Source organism: Lysobacter soli (assembly GCF_009755585.1).
GTDB lineage: Bacteria > Pseudomonadota > Gammaproteobacteria > Xanthomonadales > Xanthomonadaceae > Lysobacter_J > Lysobacter_J soli.
The window spans coordinates 3,334,060-3,349,989 of the sequence record NZ_CP046603.1; the positions used below are offsets into that span (position 1 = coordinate 3,334,060).

General features: G+C 67.6%; 19 protein-coding genes and 1 tRNA gene. 11 read left to right on the forward strand and 9 right to left on the reverse strand.

Annotated features, from left to right (window positions below; genetic code table 11):
- Positions 1 to 43: 43 nt before the first annotated feature.
- The 3 genes from GOY17_RS15205 to GOY17_RS15215 all read left to right on the forward strand — a co-directional run bounded on the left by GOY17_RS15205 (position 44) and on the right by GOY17_RS15215 (position 2,331).
- Entirely contained in the window at positions 44 to 661 is a 618-nt protein-coding gene (locus GOY17_RS15205; RefSeq protein ID WP_157031032.1) for a hypothetical protein, read from the forward strand.
- Positions 662 to 840: 179 nt separating this feature from the next.
- On the forward strand, positions 841 to 1,335 hold the full coding sequence (locus tag GOY17_RS15210) for a hypothetical protein (RefSeq protein ID WP_157031033.1): 495 nt from the start codon (positions 841 to 843) through the stop codon (positions 1,333 to 1,335).
- An 84-nt stretch (positions 1,336 to 1,419) separates the two neighbouring features.
- On the forward strand, positions 1,420 to 2,331 hold the full coding sequence (locus tag GOY17_RS15215) for a branched-chain amino acid transaminase (RefSeq protein ID WP_115843467.1): 912 nt from the start codon (positions 1,420 to 1,422) through the stop codon (positions 2,329 to 2,331).
- Positions 2,332 to 2,400: 69 nt separating this feature from the next.
- Here the strand turns inward: GOY17_RS15215 and GOY17_RS15220 are convergent, their stop codons facing one another.
- The 6 genes from GOY17_RS15220 to GOY17_RS15245 form a co-directional block, all read right to left on the reverse strand.
- Complete coding sequence (locus tag GOY17_RS15220) at positions 2,401 to 3,753, reverse strand: sensor histidine kinase (protein WP_232338448.1); 1,353 nt, start codon at positions 3,751 to 3,753, stop codon at positions 2,401 to 2,403.
- Positions 3,754 to 3,757: 4 nt separating this feature from the next.
- Positions 3,758 to 4,438, reverse strand: a complete 681-nt coding sequence (locus tag GOY17_RS15225; protein WP_115843471.1) for a response regulator transcription factor — start codon at positions 4,436 to 4,438, stop codon at positions 3,758 to 3,760.
- 458 nt (positions 4,439 to 4,896) lie between these two features.
- Entirely contained in the window at positions 4,897 to 5,802 is a 906-nt protein-coding gene (gene rimK, locus GOY17_RS15230; protein WP_115843473.1) for a 30S ribosomal protein S6--L-glutamate ligase, read from the reverse strand.
- Positions 5,799 to 6,413 (reverse strand): ATP-dependent zinc protease family protein, encoded by a 615-nt coding sequence (locus tag GOY17_RS15235; protein WP_325050585.1) that lies wholly within the window; start codon positions 6,411 to 6,413, stop codon positions 5,799 to 5,801. Before GOY17_RS15235 ends, rimK begins: the two co-directional genes overlap by 4 nt.
- Positions 6,386 to 6,459: transfer RNA gene (locus GOY17_RS15240), tRNA-Gly, on the reverse strand. The genes GOY17_RS15235 and GOY17_RS15240 overlap by 28 nt, the downstream gene beginning before the upstream one ends.
- Positions 6,460 to 6,556: 97 nt before the next feature.
- Positions 6,557 to 8,392, reverse strand: a complete 1,836-nt coding sequence (locus tag GOY17_RS15245) for an autotransporter domain-containing protein (protein WP_157031035.1) — start codon at positions 8,390 to 8,392, stop codon at positions 6,557 to 6,559.
- 182 nt (positions 8,393 to 8,574) lie between these two features.
- Here GOY17_RS15245 and thiS point away from each other — a divergent pair, with 182 nt between their 5' ends.
- The 4 genes from thiS to GOY17_RS15265 all read left to right on the forward strand — a co-directional run bounded on the left by thiS (position 8,575) and on the right by GOY17_RS15265 (position 12,452).
- Positions 8,575 to 8,775, forward strand: a complete 201-nt coding sequence (gene thiS, locus GOY17_RS15250; protein WP_115843562.1) for a sulfur carrier protein ThiS — start codon at positions 8,575 to 8,577, stop codon at positions 8,773 to 8,775.
- A gap of 183 nt (positions 8,776 to 8,958) precedes the next feature.
- Positions 8,959 to 9,765: a thiazole synthase gene (locus GOY17_RS15255; RefSeq protein ID WP_157031036.1), complete on the forward strand. Its 807-nt coding sequence runs from the start codon at positions 8,959 to 8,961 to the stop codon at positions 9,763 to 9,765.
- Complete coding sequence (trmB, locus tag GOY17_RS15260) at positions 9,765 to 10,493, forward strand: tRNA (guanosine(46)-N7)-methyltransferase TrmB (protein WP_157031037.1); 729 nt, start codon at positions 9,765 to 9,767, stop codon at positions 10,491 to 10,493. The genes GOY17_RS15255 and trmB overlap by 1 nt, the downstream gene beginning before the upstream one ends.
- Positions 10,494 to 10,610: 117 nt before the next feature.
- Positions 10,611 to 12,452 carry an SLC13 family permease gene (locus GOY17_RS15265; protein WP_157031038.1) on the forward strand — a complete coding sequence of 614 codons (1,842 nt, stop codon included), beginning with the start codon at positions 10,611 to 10,613 and terminating at the stop codon, positions 12,450 to 12,452.
- Positions 12,453 to 12,777: 325 nt separating this feature from the next.
- On the opposite strand, the gene GOY17_RS15270 is transcribed toward GOY17_RS15265, so the two are convergent.
- From GOY17_RS15270 to GOY17_RS15280, 3 genes are read right to left on the reverse strand one after another with little or no spacing between them, the layout of a single operon-like run.
- Positions 12,778 to 13,158 carry an MAPEG family protein gene (locus tag GOY17_RS15270; protein WP_198173711.1) on the reverse strand — a complete coding sequence of 127 codons (381 nt, stop codon included), beginning with the start codon at positions 13,156 to 13,158 and terminating at the stop codon, positions 12,778 to 12,780.
- A 52-nt stretch (positions 13,159 to 13,210) separates the two neighbouring features.
- The gene (locus GOY17_RS15275; protein WP_157031040.1) at positions 13,211 to 13,630 is read right to left on the reverse strand and encodes a hypothetical protein; all 420 of its coding nucleotides are present in this window, start codon (positions 13,628 to 13,630) and stop codon (positions 13,211 to 13,213) included.
- A gap of 52 nt (positions 13,631 to 13,682) precedes the next feature.
- Entirely contained in the window at positions 13,683 to 14,066 is a 384-nt protein-coding gene (locus GOY17_RS15280; protein ID WP_157031041.1) for a Rieske (2Fe-2S) protein, read from the reverse strand.
- A 60-nt stretch (positions 14,067 to 14,126) separates the two neighbouring features.
- Here GOY17_RS15280 and GOY17_RS15285 point away from each other — a divergent pair, with 60 nt between their 5' ends.
- Genes GOY17_RS15285 through GOY17_RS15300 form a run of 4 tightly spaced genes read left to right on the forward strand, consistent with a single transcriptional unit; the run spans position 14,127 to position 15,863 of the window.
- Complete coding sequence (locus tag GOY17_RS15285; protein WP_157031042.1) at positions 14,127 to 14,444, forward strand: hypothetical protein; 318 nt, start codon at positions 14,127 to 14,129, stop codon at positions 14,442 to 14,444.
- An 8-nt stretch (positions 14,445 to 14,452) separates the two neighbouring features.
- Complete coding sequence (locus tag GOY17_RS15290) at positions 14,453 to 15,172, forward strand: fumarylacetoacetate hydrolase family protein (protein WP_157031043.1); 720 nt, start codon at positions 14,453 to 14,455, stop codon at positions 15,170 to 15,172.
- 57 nt (positions 15,173 to 15,229) lie between these two features.
- Entirely contained in the window at positions 15,230 to 15,631 is a 402-nt protein-coding gene (gene mscL / locus GOY17_RS15295) for a large-conductance mechanosensitive channel protein MscL (protein ID WP_157031044.1), read from the forward strand.
- A gap of 13 nt (positions 15,632 to 15,644) precedes the next feature.
- Entirely contained in the window at positions 15,645 to 15,863 is a 219-nt protein-coding gene (locus tag GOY17_RS15300; RefSeq protein WP_157031045.1) for a hypothetical protein, read from the forward strand.
- Positions 15,864 to 15,930 lie beyond the last annotated feature (67 nt).

Consider the following 15,930-nt stretch of genomic DNA (forward strand, 5'->3'; position numbering starts at 1 on the left):
TCCGGGCGGACGATGAGCGCACCCGCTCCCCCCGGGAACCGACATGAACACGTTACACCACCGCGCGCGCATCGACCGCGCGCTGCGTCATCGCATGACACGCGCGATGGTCGCCTGGAGTCCGGTGTTGCTGCTGTTGTGCGCACTCGCCCCCGCGCACGCAGCAGGCGGCCTTCATCGCTGCGAAGCGCCCGACGGCTCGGCCGTCTATACCGACAGTGCCTGCGCCGCGTTCGATGCGAAGCCCGCACCCATGTCGACCGAACTGCTGAACCGCCTTGCGATGGACGACGCGGTGTTCAACGCCGACTCGTCGCGTGCGCGCTCACTGTCGACGGCCATCCGCGTGCGTCGCGCGCCGCAGGCGGGATGCGCGCGCAGCCCCGGGCAACTGTCGATGGACCTGCTGGCCTCCTTCGCCATGGGCGATGTGAATCGCATCGCCGAAAGCGTGCACTGGCCCGGCCTGCGTCACCGCCAGGCGCAGGTCGTGATGAACCGGCTGATGCAGCTCGCGCGCACGTCGCTGGTCGACGCCAGCTTCTGGCCGGGACTGGCTGATGGAAGCGGCGGCGCGATGCAGCTGACCTTCGATCGCCCGCAACGCGTGATGGAAGTCGGCGTGGAGCGTTACGCCGGTTGCTATTTCGTGCGGTTTTGAACGCCGGCGCCAGGACTGCGATGCACGCACTGTCTGCGGACGCGCCGCCCCGCTAGGCTGCGCGGATGCACGCCCCGTACTTTCGTTCGATCGCCGCACTCTCCGCGTTTGTCCTGCTCGCCTGGTGCGCGCCGGCCGCGGCCGACGTCCGCCACTGCGTGTTGCCCGACGGGCAGAGCGTGTTCACCGATCGCGGATGCGCGGAAGTCGGCGGCGTCGAACAGACGGAGCAGCGCCCGGTCGTGGGCAATGTCGAAAAGAAGCGCGCGCCCGGCTGTGCCCGCAACATCGACGACCTGCTGTTCGAGATGAACACCGCCTTCAGCGCGCACGACGCGAACCGGCTGGCCGGGGTCTACCACTGGACCGGCATGTCGGGCAGCACGGCCTACAACGTGATGGAACGGCTCGATGCGATCGTCCAGCGGCCGCTGGTGGACATCGTTCCGGTGATGCCGGAGGAGGTCGCACCGGTCGTCGACGACGCGCCGCCCTACCCCGCCTTCACCGATGCAGCGGGGTCGCCCGTCGCCCCGGAGGCGCCCGCCGCGCCGCCGCGTCCACGCACGCCGGTGGCGGTGCGCGTCGAGCAGACGCAGGAAAACGGGATCACGCCGTCGCGGACCGTGTTCGGGCTGCAGAAGCACTTCGGCTGCTGGTGGATCAAGGGCTGAGCGGCCCGGACCGGCAAGCCCGACGGTTTGGGAAGCGGGGGCGCCGCGAGGCACAATAGCGGTTTCCCCTGACGGACGGCCGCGATGCAATACCCCGACTGGATCTGGCACAACGGCGCGATCAAGCGCTGGGCCGAGGCCACCACGCACGTGATGTCGCACGCGCTGCACTACGGTTCGTCCGTCTTCGAGGGCATCCGCTGCTACCAGACGCCCAACGGCCCGGTGATCTTCCGCCTGACCGACCACAACACGCGACTGTTCGCCTCGGCCAAGATCTACGACATGGCGATGCCGTACTCGCTGGAGCAGATCAATGCGGCCTGCCGCGAAGTGCTCAAGGCCAACGAGAACACCACCGACTACCTGCGCCCCGTCGCGTACCGCGGTCTGGGCGGTTTCGGGCTGTCCGCCGACACGCCGACCGACGTCGCCGTCGCCACGTGGAAGATGGGCCAGTACCTGGGCGCGAGCGTGCTCGAACAGGGCATCGACGCCTGCGTGTCGAGCTGGCAGCGCTTCGCTCCGAACACGTTGCCGGCCGGTGCCAAGGCGGGCGGCAATTACCTGTCCGGCCAGCTGGTCGCGCGCGAGGCGCGTCGCCTGGGCTTCGGCGAAGGCATCGCCCTGGCGTCCACCGGCCTGCTGTCGGAAGGCGCTGGCGAAAACCTGTTCCTCGTCTTCGACGGCGCGCTGCACACCACGCCGGTGAGCGCGGCGCTGCTCAACGGCATCACGCGCAACACGATCATCACCCTCGCCCGCGACGCCGGCATCGAAGTGATCGAACGCGACCTGCCGCGCGAATACCTGTACCTGTGCGACGAGCTCTTCATGTGCGGCACCGCGGCAGAAATCACGCCGATCCGCTCGGTCGACGGCCGCCAGGTCGGGGCCGGCAAGCCGGGTTCGGTGACGCGCCGCATCCAGGAGCTGTTCTTCGGCCTGTTCGACGGCAAGACGCCGGACAAGTACGGCTGGCTGGAGGCGGTGTAAGCGCTCCGGCTTCCGCTCACGAAAAAGGCGCCGCAAGGCGCCTTTTTTGTTTCGTGCGGCTTGCAGGCCTTATGCCTTGCCGATCGAAAGCATGGGCGCATCGAACGTGAGCGTCGCGATGACGCCGCGCGGCTTGCCCGGGCGTACCTGCACTTCCCACGAGTACAGCGTGCACAGGCGTCGCACGATCGACAGGCCGATGCCGCCGCCCTGCGAATGCCCGGCGTGCGTGCCGCGATAGCCGCGCTGGAAGAGTTTCGCCGCATCTTCCTCGCTGAGCCCGGGTCCGGAATCGACCACGTCCACCGAACGCTTGCCGATGCGCACTTCGACCTCGCCTTCGGTCGTGTACTTCACCGCGTTGCCGATGAGATTGCCCAGCGCGACCGACACCGCCGCCTCCGGCGCATCGACGATCAGGCTCGGCTCGCCGACGACACGAAGCTCCATCGGTTTGCCGCCAAGTTGCGCGCGGTGCGCGTCGAGCAATTGTTCGGCGACCTTCGCCACGTCCGTCGCGCCGTGGCCGCGCTCGTTGCGCGAGAGCAGCAGCAACGCGCTGATCAGGTCCGTGCATTGCTGTTCAGCGCGCTGGATGCGCTGCAGGCGACTGCGCGTCTTCTCGTCGACGTCCGGCCGCGACAGCAGCAATTCGACCGCGCCCTTGATCACCGCCAGCGGCGTGCGCAGTTCGTGGCTGACGTCGGCGTTGAACTCGCGGTCGCGCTGCACCACTTCGGTCAGGCGTTCGGCGTAATCGTCCAGCGCCTCGGCGAGCTGGCCGACCTCGTCGCTCGGGAAGTGCGACGCCAGGCCTTCGGGCTCCGCGCTGCGGCCGGACTGCTTGAGCCGGTTGGCCAGTTCGGTCACCGGGCTCATCACGCGCGAGGCCGACCACCAGCCGACCAGCAACGACAGCAGGGTAAAGAGGAACACCGCGGCCCAGATCGCCCGCTGGAACTGCGCCTCGCCGCGCGTCGCCTGCGACATGTCGTAGGCGAGGAAAAACCACGCCTTCGGCGTCTTGCGCACCGCGAGCTTGTATGCGAACGGCTCGCCGTTGGCGACGCCGGTCATGCCGTAGATGCCGTCGCGCAGTTCGTACCACTCCGGCCAGTTCACGCGCACCGAATCGATCTTGTCGATCGGATAGACGTAGGCACGGATCTGGTCGACGGCGAACTGCGGATTTTCCGGATCCAGTTCGAACTGGCGCGCGGCCATCTCGATGTTCCGGTTCATCACGTCCTCGACCAGCTGGTTCTCCACGCGGTTGCGCGTCCAGTTGGTCGCCCACGCGAACATCGCCGTCAGGCCAAAGCCCAGCAGCACGAAGGCCAGGATGATTCGACTGCGAAGCTGCCGCCGGTAGCGCGTTCGCCTGCGCGGCGGCGTGGGCTCCTGCGGGGACGCTTCGGCCATCCGGTCAGCCGTTGTCGGGGGCGGCGATGCGGTAACCGATGCCATGGCGGGTCTGGATCAGCGGCACGTCGAAGGGCTTGTCGACCACGGCGCGCAGGCCATGGATGTGCACGCGCAGGCTGTCCGAATCGGGAAGCTCCTCGCCCCACACGCGCGTTTCGAGTTCCTGGCGCGTGACCACCGCGGGCGAGGCTTCCATCAGCGCCTGCAGGATCTTCAGCGCGGTCGGGTTGAGCTGCAGCAGCTTGCCCTGGCGACGGACTTCGAGCGTGTCGAGGTTGTATTCCAGGTCCGCGACATTGAGCACGCGCGTCTGCACGCCGCGGCCGCGGCGCGAGAGTGCGTTGAGGCGTACTTCCACTTCCTGCAGCGCGAAGGGCTTGATGAGGTAGTCGTCGGCGCCGGAATCGAAGCCGGCCAGCTTGTTCTCGAGCGAATCGCGCGCGGTGAGCATCAGCACCGGCGTCTGCTTGCGCGCTTCGTTGCGCAGCTTGCGGCAGACCTCCAAGCCGTCCAGGCCCGGAAGGTTGAGGTCGAGGACGATCGCGTCGAAGTCGTGGACCACGGCCAGGTGCAGGCCGGTGACGCCGTCGGCGGCGAAGTCGACGGTGTGGCCGCGGTCCTCGAGAAAGTCGCCGAGGTTCGCCGCGATGTCCTGGTTGTCTTCGATGACGAGAATGCGCATGTGACCTTTCCTGGGTAATGGGCCTTCGACCGGCGTGCGCCGCGGCAGTTCCGGAGGTGCGAGAACTGAATGCGCGCGCGATGGCGTTGCCGGGGAGCTTAACGATTCTGCCAGAGCCGCTGGAGTGCGCCGATCACCGCGCGCTGACGTCGCAACGCACGTTTGCCATGACGCGAAACGAAGCTTCGGACGGAGAGCAGCCAAAACAAAGGCCCAGACACGGGGCCACCGTGCCTGGGCCAAAAAGGTATTGCCCCGATTACCGTAACCTGCATCGACCTGTTGCTGACGAGGAAGAGCGGCAGTGCTGCGGTAGGGACAGGCTACGCCGATTTCGATTAAAGCGTCGTTAAAAACGACCGTTAAATCGATGTTATTCAGCTCAGAAAATAGCCGCTGAACCCGCCACAATCGCCGAAGTTCGCCGAACGTGCCGTCATTCGTCGCCAACACCGGACTCAGCGGGCGGCGGCCCGTTTCGCGGCTTTCCGCCGGACGCGCTCGGCCAGGTAGGTGACGATCTCGCCGGCCACGTCCACGCCGCTGGCCTCCTCGATCCCCTCCAGTCCGGGCGATGCATTGACCTCCAGCACCAGCGGACCGCGCTTGGAGCGGATGAGATCCACACCGGCGATGCCGAGGCCAAGCACGCGTGCGGCGCGGATCGCGACATCTTCTTCCGCCGCACTCGCGCTGACGCCCTTGGCGGTGCCGCCGCGATGCAGGTTCGAACGGAAGTCGCCCTTGGGCGCCTGCCGCTTCATCGCCGCCACCACGCGACCGCCCACCACGAAGCAGCGCAGGTCGGCGCCGCGCGCTTCCTCGATGAACTCCTGCACCAGGAAATTCGCGTACAGGCCGCGCAGTGCTTCGATCACGCCCTGCGACGCCGAGGGCTTCTCGGTGAGCATGACGCCTGCGCCCTGCGTGCCTTCGTTGAGTTTGATGACGTGCGGCGGCGCGCCCAGCATCGACAGCAGGTCGTGCGTGTCGTCGGGGTTGTCGCCGAAGACCGTCGTCGGCAGGCCGATGCGTTCGGCCGCGAGCAGCTGGTGGCAGCGCAGCTTGTCGCGCGCGCGCAGCACGGCGTCGGACGAATTGGGCGTAAGCGTGCCCATCAGTTCGAACTGCCGCAGCACCGCCGAGCCGTAGCGCGTGATCGACGCACCGATGCGCGGGATCACCGCCTGGTAGCCGGAAATCGGCTTGCCCTTGTAGCGCATGCTGAATCCGTCGCTGGCGATGCGCATGTAGCAGCGCAGCGGGTCGAGCACGCGCACGCTATGGCCCTGGTCGCGCGAGGCTTCCACCAGACGGCGCGTCGAATACAGCTTGCTGTTGCGCGAGAGGATCGCCAGTTTCATGAAGGGCGGCGGTGTGGGGGCTGAGTGGGAAAGGGAAGCGCCTCGCCGGGAGCGGCGGGACGCGAGATGACACCCGGCTCGCGCCGGCTGAGCCGGCCGTGCAGGAAGGATCGTCCCGGATCGACCGTGAAGGCACGTGCGAGCGCGGTACGCCCGAGCAGCATCGGGAACAGCATCCCGCGGCGATCGGACAGATTGATTTCAATCTCGCGCTCGATGCCGGCCACCGCCAGCGTCGTGCGCACGAACACGCGGCGCGTGCAGTGGCCGCCCGAATCGGTGACCTCGCGTTCGTCGAACACCGGAGCCGCCGCTTCGATCACGCGCGCGCCGTGCCCGGGACTCAGGCAGAAACCCACCCACGGACTACCGCGTTCGGTGAACCGCCACTGCGTGTCGACGTGGAGCGCGGAGCTGCGCGCGCCGCTGTCCACCTTCGCCCGCAACCGTTCGATACCCAGTTCCGGCAGGGCTATCCACTCACGCCAGCCGAGCACGATCTTGCTTGCCATCGCGCCTCCAGGACCTCGCCTGAAAGACAAAAACGGCGGCCACTGTAAAGCAGGCCGCCGTCGCAATTGTTTGGAGCGGGTGATGGGAATCGAACCCACGCTAGCAGCTTGGGAAGCTGCAGTTCTACCATTGAACTACACCCGCGTCGCGATGAAGTCTATGCCCCCGCACGGAGGCTTGGCAACGCGGCGCCGGGACATCCCCGCGGCGCCGCGTGCCGGTTCAGCGTGTCGTCGTCGACTTAGAAGCCGCCGCCGAAGCTGACGAACAGCGTCGCGTCGTTGCCGCCCTTCTGGCCGACCGTGACGTTGGCGCCGATGTCGGTGCGCAGGCCGAACAGCTCCGTGCGCGCGCCCATCACCAGCGTGCCGTAGTCCTGGTCGTATTCCAGGCCGCGAACCGCGTACGCGCCGACGCCCGGCAGCGAACGCAGCGAGGCGGTGGCTTCCTTCGGGGCGTCCTCGAACTCGTGGTCGTAGGTCAGCTTGGCGTACGGCTGCAGGTGTTCGTTGATCGCGTAGTTGACCTGCCAGCCGAGGCTGCCGATCAGCGAATCGAATTCCTGGTCGCCGAAGGAGAGCGCGGTGGACTCGTTGCTGTTCTCGTCGAAGCCGTCGACTTCGATCGTCTGCGACACCAGCTGCATCACCGGGCCGTGCTTGAGCGAGCCTTCGCCGAAGTTCCAGCCGGCCGCGAACGCGGCGGTCAGGTTCGTGCCGTCGGCCGAGCCGCTGTGCACGCGCGAGGTCGGGCCGAGGTTCACGCGACGGTCGATGTCGTAGGAGACCCAGGTGTAGCTCAGCTGGCCGTTGATCCACGCCGAACCGGCCGACCACGCGAGGTAGCCGCCGAGGGTCGCGTCGTCCTGGTCGAACTGGCCGCCACTACGGCCCCAGTCCATCTTCTGCTGGCCCCAGCCGGCGAAACCGCCGTACACCAGGTTGCCGCTGGCCCAGTCGAGGCCGGCGGTCAGCGTCGGGCCGAAGCCGTCGTAGTTGTCGCCGCCGCCGTAACGCTGCGAATCGCCGCGAACGTCGGCCCACCAGCGCATGCCGTCGCCTTCGGGACGCGTGGCCGCCTGCGCGCCGACGCGTTCGGCACGGGCGCGACCGACCATCGCTTCGCTATGCGGCAGCACGGCGATCTGGCGCGGCGCTTCCAGCAGCGACAGCGCGTAGTCGGCGACGATCTCGTGGGCACGCGACGAGGGATGCACGCCGTCGGCGAAGACGTAGGTGTTCGCCGCATCCGGCGAGACCATGCTGCCCGGCGTCACCGGGTTGCAGGTGATCGACTGCGCGGTGATCTGCGGATTGCAGGCCGTGCCGGTGGTGTTGGTGAAGCCGTACGGCGCCGGGTTGGCGACGATTTCCTGCAGCAGGTGGAAGGTGTCGACCGGGATGAAGCGCGCGCCGGCCGACGCCAGGCCCGCGTACAGACCGTTGTTGTAGCCCGTCGCCAGCGCCGTGCCGGCGGCCGCGCCCGCAGCGCCCTGCGCGCGGAACTGCGGCGTGATGCCGAGGTCCGGCACGTTCGGCACGAGGATGTACTGCGCGCCGGCGTTCTGCAGCGTCATGACGTTGGTGACCTGCCCGGTGACCGCCGCGCCGACGATCGCCTGCGCCGACGCCGGAGCAGCGGCCGCGGCGAACAGGTCGTTCGCGCCGCCCCACACGGTGTAGAGCGCATTCGGATCGGCGGCACCGCCGTTGGCGGCGAGGTAGCGCGTGATCTGCGAACGCACGGAGAGCGTCGGCAGCTGCGCGGTCAGGCCGGCGCGGTCGGTGGTGACCATCGCGCCGCCGATGGCGTAGTTGGTGCCGCCGGCGTTGAACGGGCTGGCGTTGGTGCCCAGCTCCGTCGCGAGCTGTTCGGACCACACCAGGCCCGGGTTGGTCGTGAATTTGCCCAGCAGCGCGCCGGCCGAGCCGGCCTGGGCGATGATCGCCGGGCGGAAGTAACCCGCGTCCGTCAGGCTGTCGCCGAAGAACACGGTCTGCGAATAGTCCTGCGCGAAAGCCGGCGCGGTCGCCAGCGCAAGGGCGGCGGCGAGCACGGAGCGGACGGGTTTGGTCATCTTCGATTCCTTGGTGGATGAGCTTTGATGGACGTGTCGTGAAGCCGTGGGAGGCGGATCCGGGAGTACATACGCCCGCGGATGGCGGCATCGAACCACGCGGCGTGAACGCACTCACGCCGCACTGCGTCAAAAACCGTGCCGACTGGCCCGCCACTGCGGCGAGCGGCGACAATACGCGAATGCAGATCCAATTGAACGGCGAGCCGCGCGCGATCGCGGCGCAGACCACCGTGCTCCAGCTCGTGCAGGCCGAGGGCCTGGGCGAGCGCCGCGTCGCGGTGGAGGTCAACGGCGAAATCGTGCCGCGCGGGCGGCATGGCGAACACGCGCTCAGCGATGGGGATCGGGTGGAGATCGTGCACGCCCTCGGCGGAGGGTGAGGCCGCGCGCTTGCGAACCACTGGTTCGCGCGCGGCCGAACGCACGTCCATGGATGGACGGGCCGGGCGCTCCGAAGCCATGGCGCCTCGCCATGGATGGCCGCGATGCCCACGCAGAACGCGGTGCTTCTCCCGCGCACCAGCACGCCGGGCTGCCGTCACCCCGGCTGCTAAACTAGCGAAATGACCGCCCCGCACTCCCCCCAGTTTCCGGCCGATCCGCTGGTTATCGCCGGCAAGGCTTACGCGTCGCGCCTGCTCACCGGCACCGGCAAGTTCACCGACCTCGAGCAGACCCGCCTGGCCACCGAAGCCGCCGGCGCGCAGATCGTCACCGTCGCGATCCGCCGCAGCAACATCGGCCAGAACCCCGGCGAGCCGAACCTGCTCGACGTCCTCCCGCCCGATCGCTACACGATCCTTCCCAACACCGCCGGCTGCTACACCGCCGACGACGCGGTGCGCACCTGCCGCCTCGCGCGCGAACTGCTCGACGGCCACTCGCTGGTGAAGCTGGAAGTGCTCGGCGACCAGAAGACGCTCTACCCCGACGTCGTGCAGACGCTGGCCGCCGCCGAGCTGCTGGTGAAGGACGGCTTCGACGTCATGGTTTACACCTCCGACGATCCGATCCTCGCCCGACGCCTGGAAGAGATCGGCTGCGTCGCGGTGATGCCGCTGGCCGCGCCGATCGGCTCGGGCCTGGGCGTGCAGAACAAGTACAACCTGCTGGAGATCGTCGAGAACGCCAGGGTGCCGATCATCGTCGACGCCGGCGTGGGCACCGCGTCCGATGCGGCCATCGCGATGGAGCTCGGCTGCGACGGCGTGCTGATGAACACCGCGATCGCCGGCGCGAAGGATCCGGTGCTGATGGCGCACGCGATGAAGCTCGCCGTCGACGCCGGTCGCGCCGCCTTCAAGGCCGGCCGCATCCCGCGCAAGCGCTTCGCGTCGGCGTCGAGCCCGGTCGACGGACTCATCGGGTGATGAGCGACACCCCCAAGGGCAAGCTTCCGCCCAAGCCCTTCACCCTCGAGGAAGGCCGTCGCCAGGTACGCAGTTTCGTGCTGCGCCAGGGCCGCTTCACCGAAGCGCAGCAGCGCGCGTTCGATACGTTGTGGCCGCGCTACGGCCTCGACTACACCGGCACGCCGCGCGATTTCGACGCCGCTTTCGGCCGCAGCGCGCCGCGCGTGCTGGAGATCGGCTTCGGCAACGGCGAAGCGCTGCGCTTTGCCGCACAGCACGACCACGCGCGCGACCTGATCGGCATCGAGGTGCATGCACCCGGCGTCGGCCGCCTGCTCAACGCGCTCGCGCAGGACGAAGCGCAGCACGTGCGCCTCTACCACCACGATGCGGTGGAAGTGCTGCGCAACGAGATCGCCGACGGCGCGCTCGACGAGATCCGCATCTACTTCCCCGATCCCTGGCACAAGAAGCGGCACAACAAGCGCCGGCTGGTGCAGCCGGAGTTCGCAAACCTGCTCGTGGCCAAACTGGCGCCGGGCGGCCGCTTGCACCTCGCCACCGATTGGCAGGACTATGCCGAGCAGATGTGGGACGTGCTCGATGCCACGCCCGGCCTGGTGAATCGCGCCGGTCCGCGCGGCAGCGTCGAGCGGCCGCAGTGGCGACCGCAAACGCATTTCGAAACCCGCGGCCAGAAGCTCGGCCACGGGGTATGGGATCTGCTGTACGACAAAGCACCGTGATTCGAGATTCGGAATTCGTGATTCGCAATGCAGGCGCGCGCGCCCGCCACGATGCACCGGATTGGTCGATAACGGTCCTTCCGAATCACCAATCACGAATCACAAATCACGGATCTGATGGACACCGCGCTGACGCTCACCACCGACATGAAGCTCGTGCTCGGGCTGGTGGGCTTCACGATGGTGATGTTCCTCTTCGAACGCATCCGCGCCGACGTCGTCGCGCTCGTGGTGCTCGTGCTGCTGGGCCTGTCGGGCCTGGTCGAACCGGACGAACTGTTCAACGGTTTTTCCGGTAACGCGGTGATCAGCATCGTGGCGACGATGATCCTCGGCGCCGGCCTGGATCGCACCGGCGCGCTGAACCGCCTCGCCGGCTGGCTGCTGCGCCGCGCGAAAGGCATGGAGAGCCGGCTGCTGCTGCTCACCAGCGGCGTGGCCGGCATCAATTCCTCGATCATGCAGAACCCGTCGGTGATGGCGCTCTACATGCCGGTCGCCGCGCGGTTGTCCTCGCGTACGGGCATCGCGCTGCCGCGCCTGCTGCTGCCGCTCGCCGCGGCGATCGTGATGGGCGGCGCGCTGACGATGGTCGGCAACTCGCCGCTCATCCTGCTCAACGACCTGCTGATCGCGGCCAACAGCAACCTGCCCTCGGGTGCGGCGACGCTGGAACCGCTGAAGATGTTCGCGCCGCTGCCCATCGGCATCGCGCTGCTCGCTGCGTCGTTGGCGTACTTCCACTTCTTCGGCGACAAGCGCCTGCGCCAGGACGACGACGGCACCGGCGCTACGCCCGCGCGCACGCAGAGCTATTTCGCGAAGGCCTACGGCATCGACGGCGACGTGTATGAACTTACCGTCACCGCCGACAGCCCGCTGGTGGGCATGTCGCTGGGCGAAGCCGAAGCGCTGCACCACGCGCCGCTGCTGTTGGCGCTGAAAAGCGATGGCGAAGCGCGCCTGGCGCCGGCGGCTGACACGCGCATCTGGGTCGGCAGCGTGCTCGGCGCGATGGGCCCGAAGCAGCAGGTGAGCGACTTCGCGCAGAACCATTTCCTGCGCCTGTCCTCGCGCCTGCGCAACTTCGGCGACCTGTTCAATCCCAGCCGCGCGGGCATTTCCGAAGCGGTGGTGCCGGCCACGTCCAAGTTCATCGGCAAGAACGGCCGCGACCTGCAGCTGCGCAAGCAGATGGGCCTGAGCCTGCTGGCCATCAACCGCGACAAGGCCGTGCTGCGCGAGAACGTGCGCGACGTGAACCTGCGCGCCGGCGACATGCTGGTCTTCCACAGCATCTGGACCGACCTGCACGAAGCGGCCGCGAGCAAGGACCTCGTGGTCGTCACCGACTACCCCAAGGGCGAGCAGCGCCCGCACAAGTTCAAGATCGCGATGGCGATCTTCGCCGTGTCGATGCTGCTGGCGCTGTCCTCGCGACTGCCGGTGTCCATCGCGCTGATGACCGGCGTGGCCGGCATGCTCATCGCCGGCGTGATCCACATCGACGAGGCGTACGCCGCGATCAACTGGAAGACCGTCTTCCTGATGGCGTGCCTGATTCCACTGGGCTGGGCGATGGATTCCAGCGGCGCGGCGGCGTGGGTCGCCGGCCACACCATCGAGCGATTACCCACCGGCACGCCGGTGTGGCTGCTGGAAATCCTGGTCGGGTTGTTCACGACCTTGTTCTCGCTGGTGATCAGCCACGTCGGCGCGACGATCGTCACCGTCCCGCTGGCGATCAACCTCGCGCTGGCCGCGGGCGGCAACCCGACGGCGTTCGCGCTGATCGTGGCGCTGTCGGCATCGAACAACTTCATGACCGCGTCCAACCCGGTCATCTCGATGATCACCGGCCCTGCCGGCTACAGCGGCAAGGAGCTTTGGAAGATCGGCGGCCCGCTCTCGCTCATCTACACCGTCGTCGCCGTGGCGATGGTGAATCTGCTGTATTGATCGATTCGGGATTCGGGATTCGGGATTCGGGATTCGGGATTCGGGATTCGGGATTCGGGATTCGGGATTCGGGATTCGGGATTCGGGATTCGGGATTCGGCAACAGCGTTCGCGATCCGTCATCCCGGCGAAAGCCGGGACCCAGGCCCGCAGCGCCTGGCGACACCCTCACCTGCAAACCACACCATCGTCATTCCCGCGAAGCCGGGAATCCAGCCGTATCAGCGCGGCGAACGTGATGCGACCGACGCATGGATCCCCGCCTTCGCGGGGAAGACGGCTCAAGCGGAGTGGTTCGTCCAGCGCGCCTGCGCCGAGGCACTTCTCAAGCCAGAAGCGATCTTCCGACCACCACCGCCCACAGCGCGAGCACGGCGAGGAAGTTCACCATGAACACCAGTCCTCGCAGCCGCACGTTGGCCGTGCAGATCTGCACCACGCTGTGCAGCACGCGACCTGCGACGAAGATCCACGCGAGCATCTGCGGCAGAGGCCCGATGTCGCGGGCCACGATCAGCAGCACGCAGGCGACGTGGAAGAACAGCGGCCACTCGAACTGGTTCGACAGATTGGCGCTGATGCGCGGTTCGAGCTTCGCCCACGGATTGCCGCCGTCGGGGCGCCGCCCGATGCCCCACACGGCGGGCGCGCGGGCGATGGTCAGCAGCACGTACAGGAAGGCGACCCACGCGACGTGGGCGGCCATTGGAACGATCAGCGGGTTCGGCATGGGGCCTCGCTGCGGCTGTACGACCGGATCACATCACGACGGCGAAGTTGAACCGCTCCGCGTCCGGCTGCGAACGCACGAACGCGATCACGCCGGCAAGCTCGTCCACGACGGTCGCGTGCTGGTCGCTCAGCAGCCCGAAGCGGGGCTTGGTCTCGCGGATGTGCGCGTGCAATCCCTCCAGCATCGCCAGCGCGTCGGCGCGCGCAAGCCAGGCACCGTCGGCGGCCATCACCTCGTTGGTCGAGGTCATGCCAGCCGGCAGCTCCAGGTCCTGGAGGTTGTAGCGCATGTCGGTCTCGTCGCAGGCGGCCATGAACGACGGCAGCCGCAGCGACTTTGAGATCGCATCGAGTTTCTTCGCGTGCCGGTACAGCGCCGCGCGATCCTCCTGATCGGAACACACCTCTCCACCGACCAGGCAATTGGCCCACAACACCGTGCTCATGTCGTCCCCTGTTGCGTCTGTTATCAATGCGGCGCTGCCGCGTTGCGGTACTTCAGTCGCCCAGCCAGACCGCGCCGTCGCGCACCGTCACTCCGACCGCACGCAACGATTCCCCGCGACACGGCCCGGCGACGCATTCGCCACCGGTCAATTCGAAGCTCGCCCCATGCGCGGCACATACCAGATGGCCGTCCTTGCTTTTGAGGAACTGGCCCGGCGCCCAGTCGAGGCGGCGACCGGCGTGCGGGCAGATGTTGAGCCAGGCCCGGACGTGATCGCCGTCACGATACACAATCAGGCTTTCCGCATCGCCGTCGACGACCGCCTCGACCTCGGCGAAGGCCCCGTCGGGCAAGCGTTCCAGCCTCACGAGCGGCTCCGCTGAACGGTCGACATCGTGTGAAATGCTTAACGAAGTTCTCACACCCTCGCTCATGGCTGGCCCGATACTCGCCTCCCCGGCGCTTGTTGCCGCATTGTGTCACGACGCAATCCGATGTTTGCCCAGACCTTCCGCTTCGGTACCTCCCACTTCCATTCGCGCGTGCGTTCGGCGTTCGAGCCACGCAAGCCGCGCCATCGCCTGCTGCGTTTCGCGCTCGGCGTCGTCGGCCTGGGCGTGCTCGCGGTGCTGGTCGCGTTCTCGATGGCGCTGGGCGCGGCGATGATCGCCGCCGGCATGCTCTACAAGCTGTGGAAGCAGCGCGGCAAGCGCCTGGCGCGCTCGCAGCAGGACGCGCGCATCGTCGAAGGCGAATTCCGCGTCGTCGGCCAGCCGGCGATCGAACAGCCCCGCTCGCACACCACCCTCTAAGGGCCCGCATGAGCGACGTGATCGCGGCCCTGCCGCAGCCGCGCGTTCCGGTCCGCGGGACGGACCAGACTTTCCCCGTACACCGCATCTACTGCGTCGGCCGCAATTTCGCCGACCACGCACGCGAGATGGGCGCCGCCGTTCCGGCTTCGCCCGCCGACCGCGGCACGCCGGTGTTCTTCCTCAAGCCGGCCGACGCGATCGCGCTGCAGTCCGAAGTGCCTTACCCGCCCGGCACGCAGGACCTGCACCACGAGGTCGAACTGGTCGTCGCGCTTGGCAAGGACGCGCCCGCAGGCGTGCTCGATCCTGTCGACGCTATGAACCTCGTCTACGGCTACGCCGTCGGCCTGGACCTCACGCGCCGCGACCTGCAGGGCAACGCAAAGGCCAAGGGCCTGCCGTGGGACACCGGCAAGGCGTTCGACCATGCCGCGCCGATCAGCGCGATCGTGCCCGCCACCGAAGTCGGTGAACTCGGCGCGCGCCGCATCCGCCTTTCGATCAACGACCAGGTGAAACAGGACGGCTCGCTCGCCGACCTCATCTGGACGGTGCCCGACATCCTGCACGAGCTGTCGAAGCTGTATGCCCTTCGCGCCGGCGACCTGATCTTCATGGGCACGCCTGCCGGCGTCGGTCCGCTGCAACCGGGCGACCGCTTCCACGCCGCCATCGAAGGCATCGCCGAACATTCCGGGACGATCGTCACCGGTCGGACGGTATAGTCCGAAGCCGCGCGGCGCGCGCCGCCGTCTAACGTCAACGCTGGAGACCACGACGCCATGGGCCTGATCACCGAGTTCAAGGAATTCATCTCACGCGGCAACGTGGTCGACCTGGCCGTCGGTGTCGTGATCGGTGCAGCCTTCGGCAAGATCGTCACCGCGCTGGTGGACGGCATCGTGATGCCGGCGATCGGCGCGTTCACCAAGGGCGTGAGCGTCAGCGACTGGAAGTACGTGATCAAGCCGGCGCAGCTGGATTCGGCCGGCAAGGAGGTCGCGACCGAGCTGGCGATCCGCTACGGCATGTTCGTGCAGACGATCATCGATTTCCTGCTGATCGCGCTGGTGATCTTCCTGATCCTCAAGGCGTACAACCGCGTGCGCGCACCGGCCGTCGCAGCTGCCATCCCGGAAGAAGTGCTGCTGCTTCGCGAGATCCGCGACGAATTGAAGAAGTAAGCGCGATCGCATCGTGCTCGACGCACTGTGGTCGTGGGCCGGCTCGCATCTGCTGTTCGGGCTGGCGTGTATGGCAGTGGGCGTCATCGTGGTCGCCCCATTGCTGCTCAGCCATCGTTTCCGGCGCTGGTTCGCGCGCAGTGATATCGATCTGGAATACGTCGGGCTCGGTGTTCTGATCCTGGTGGTGCTGTGCGTCGGCGTGTCGAATTACCTGCGCGGTCCCGCGTAACCGCGCTTCGCGCGAAGCGACCGATCCCGCAAACTCCAGCGCGTGACTGACGACACCCTGCCCGCCC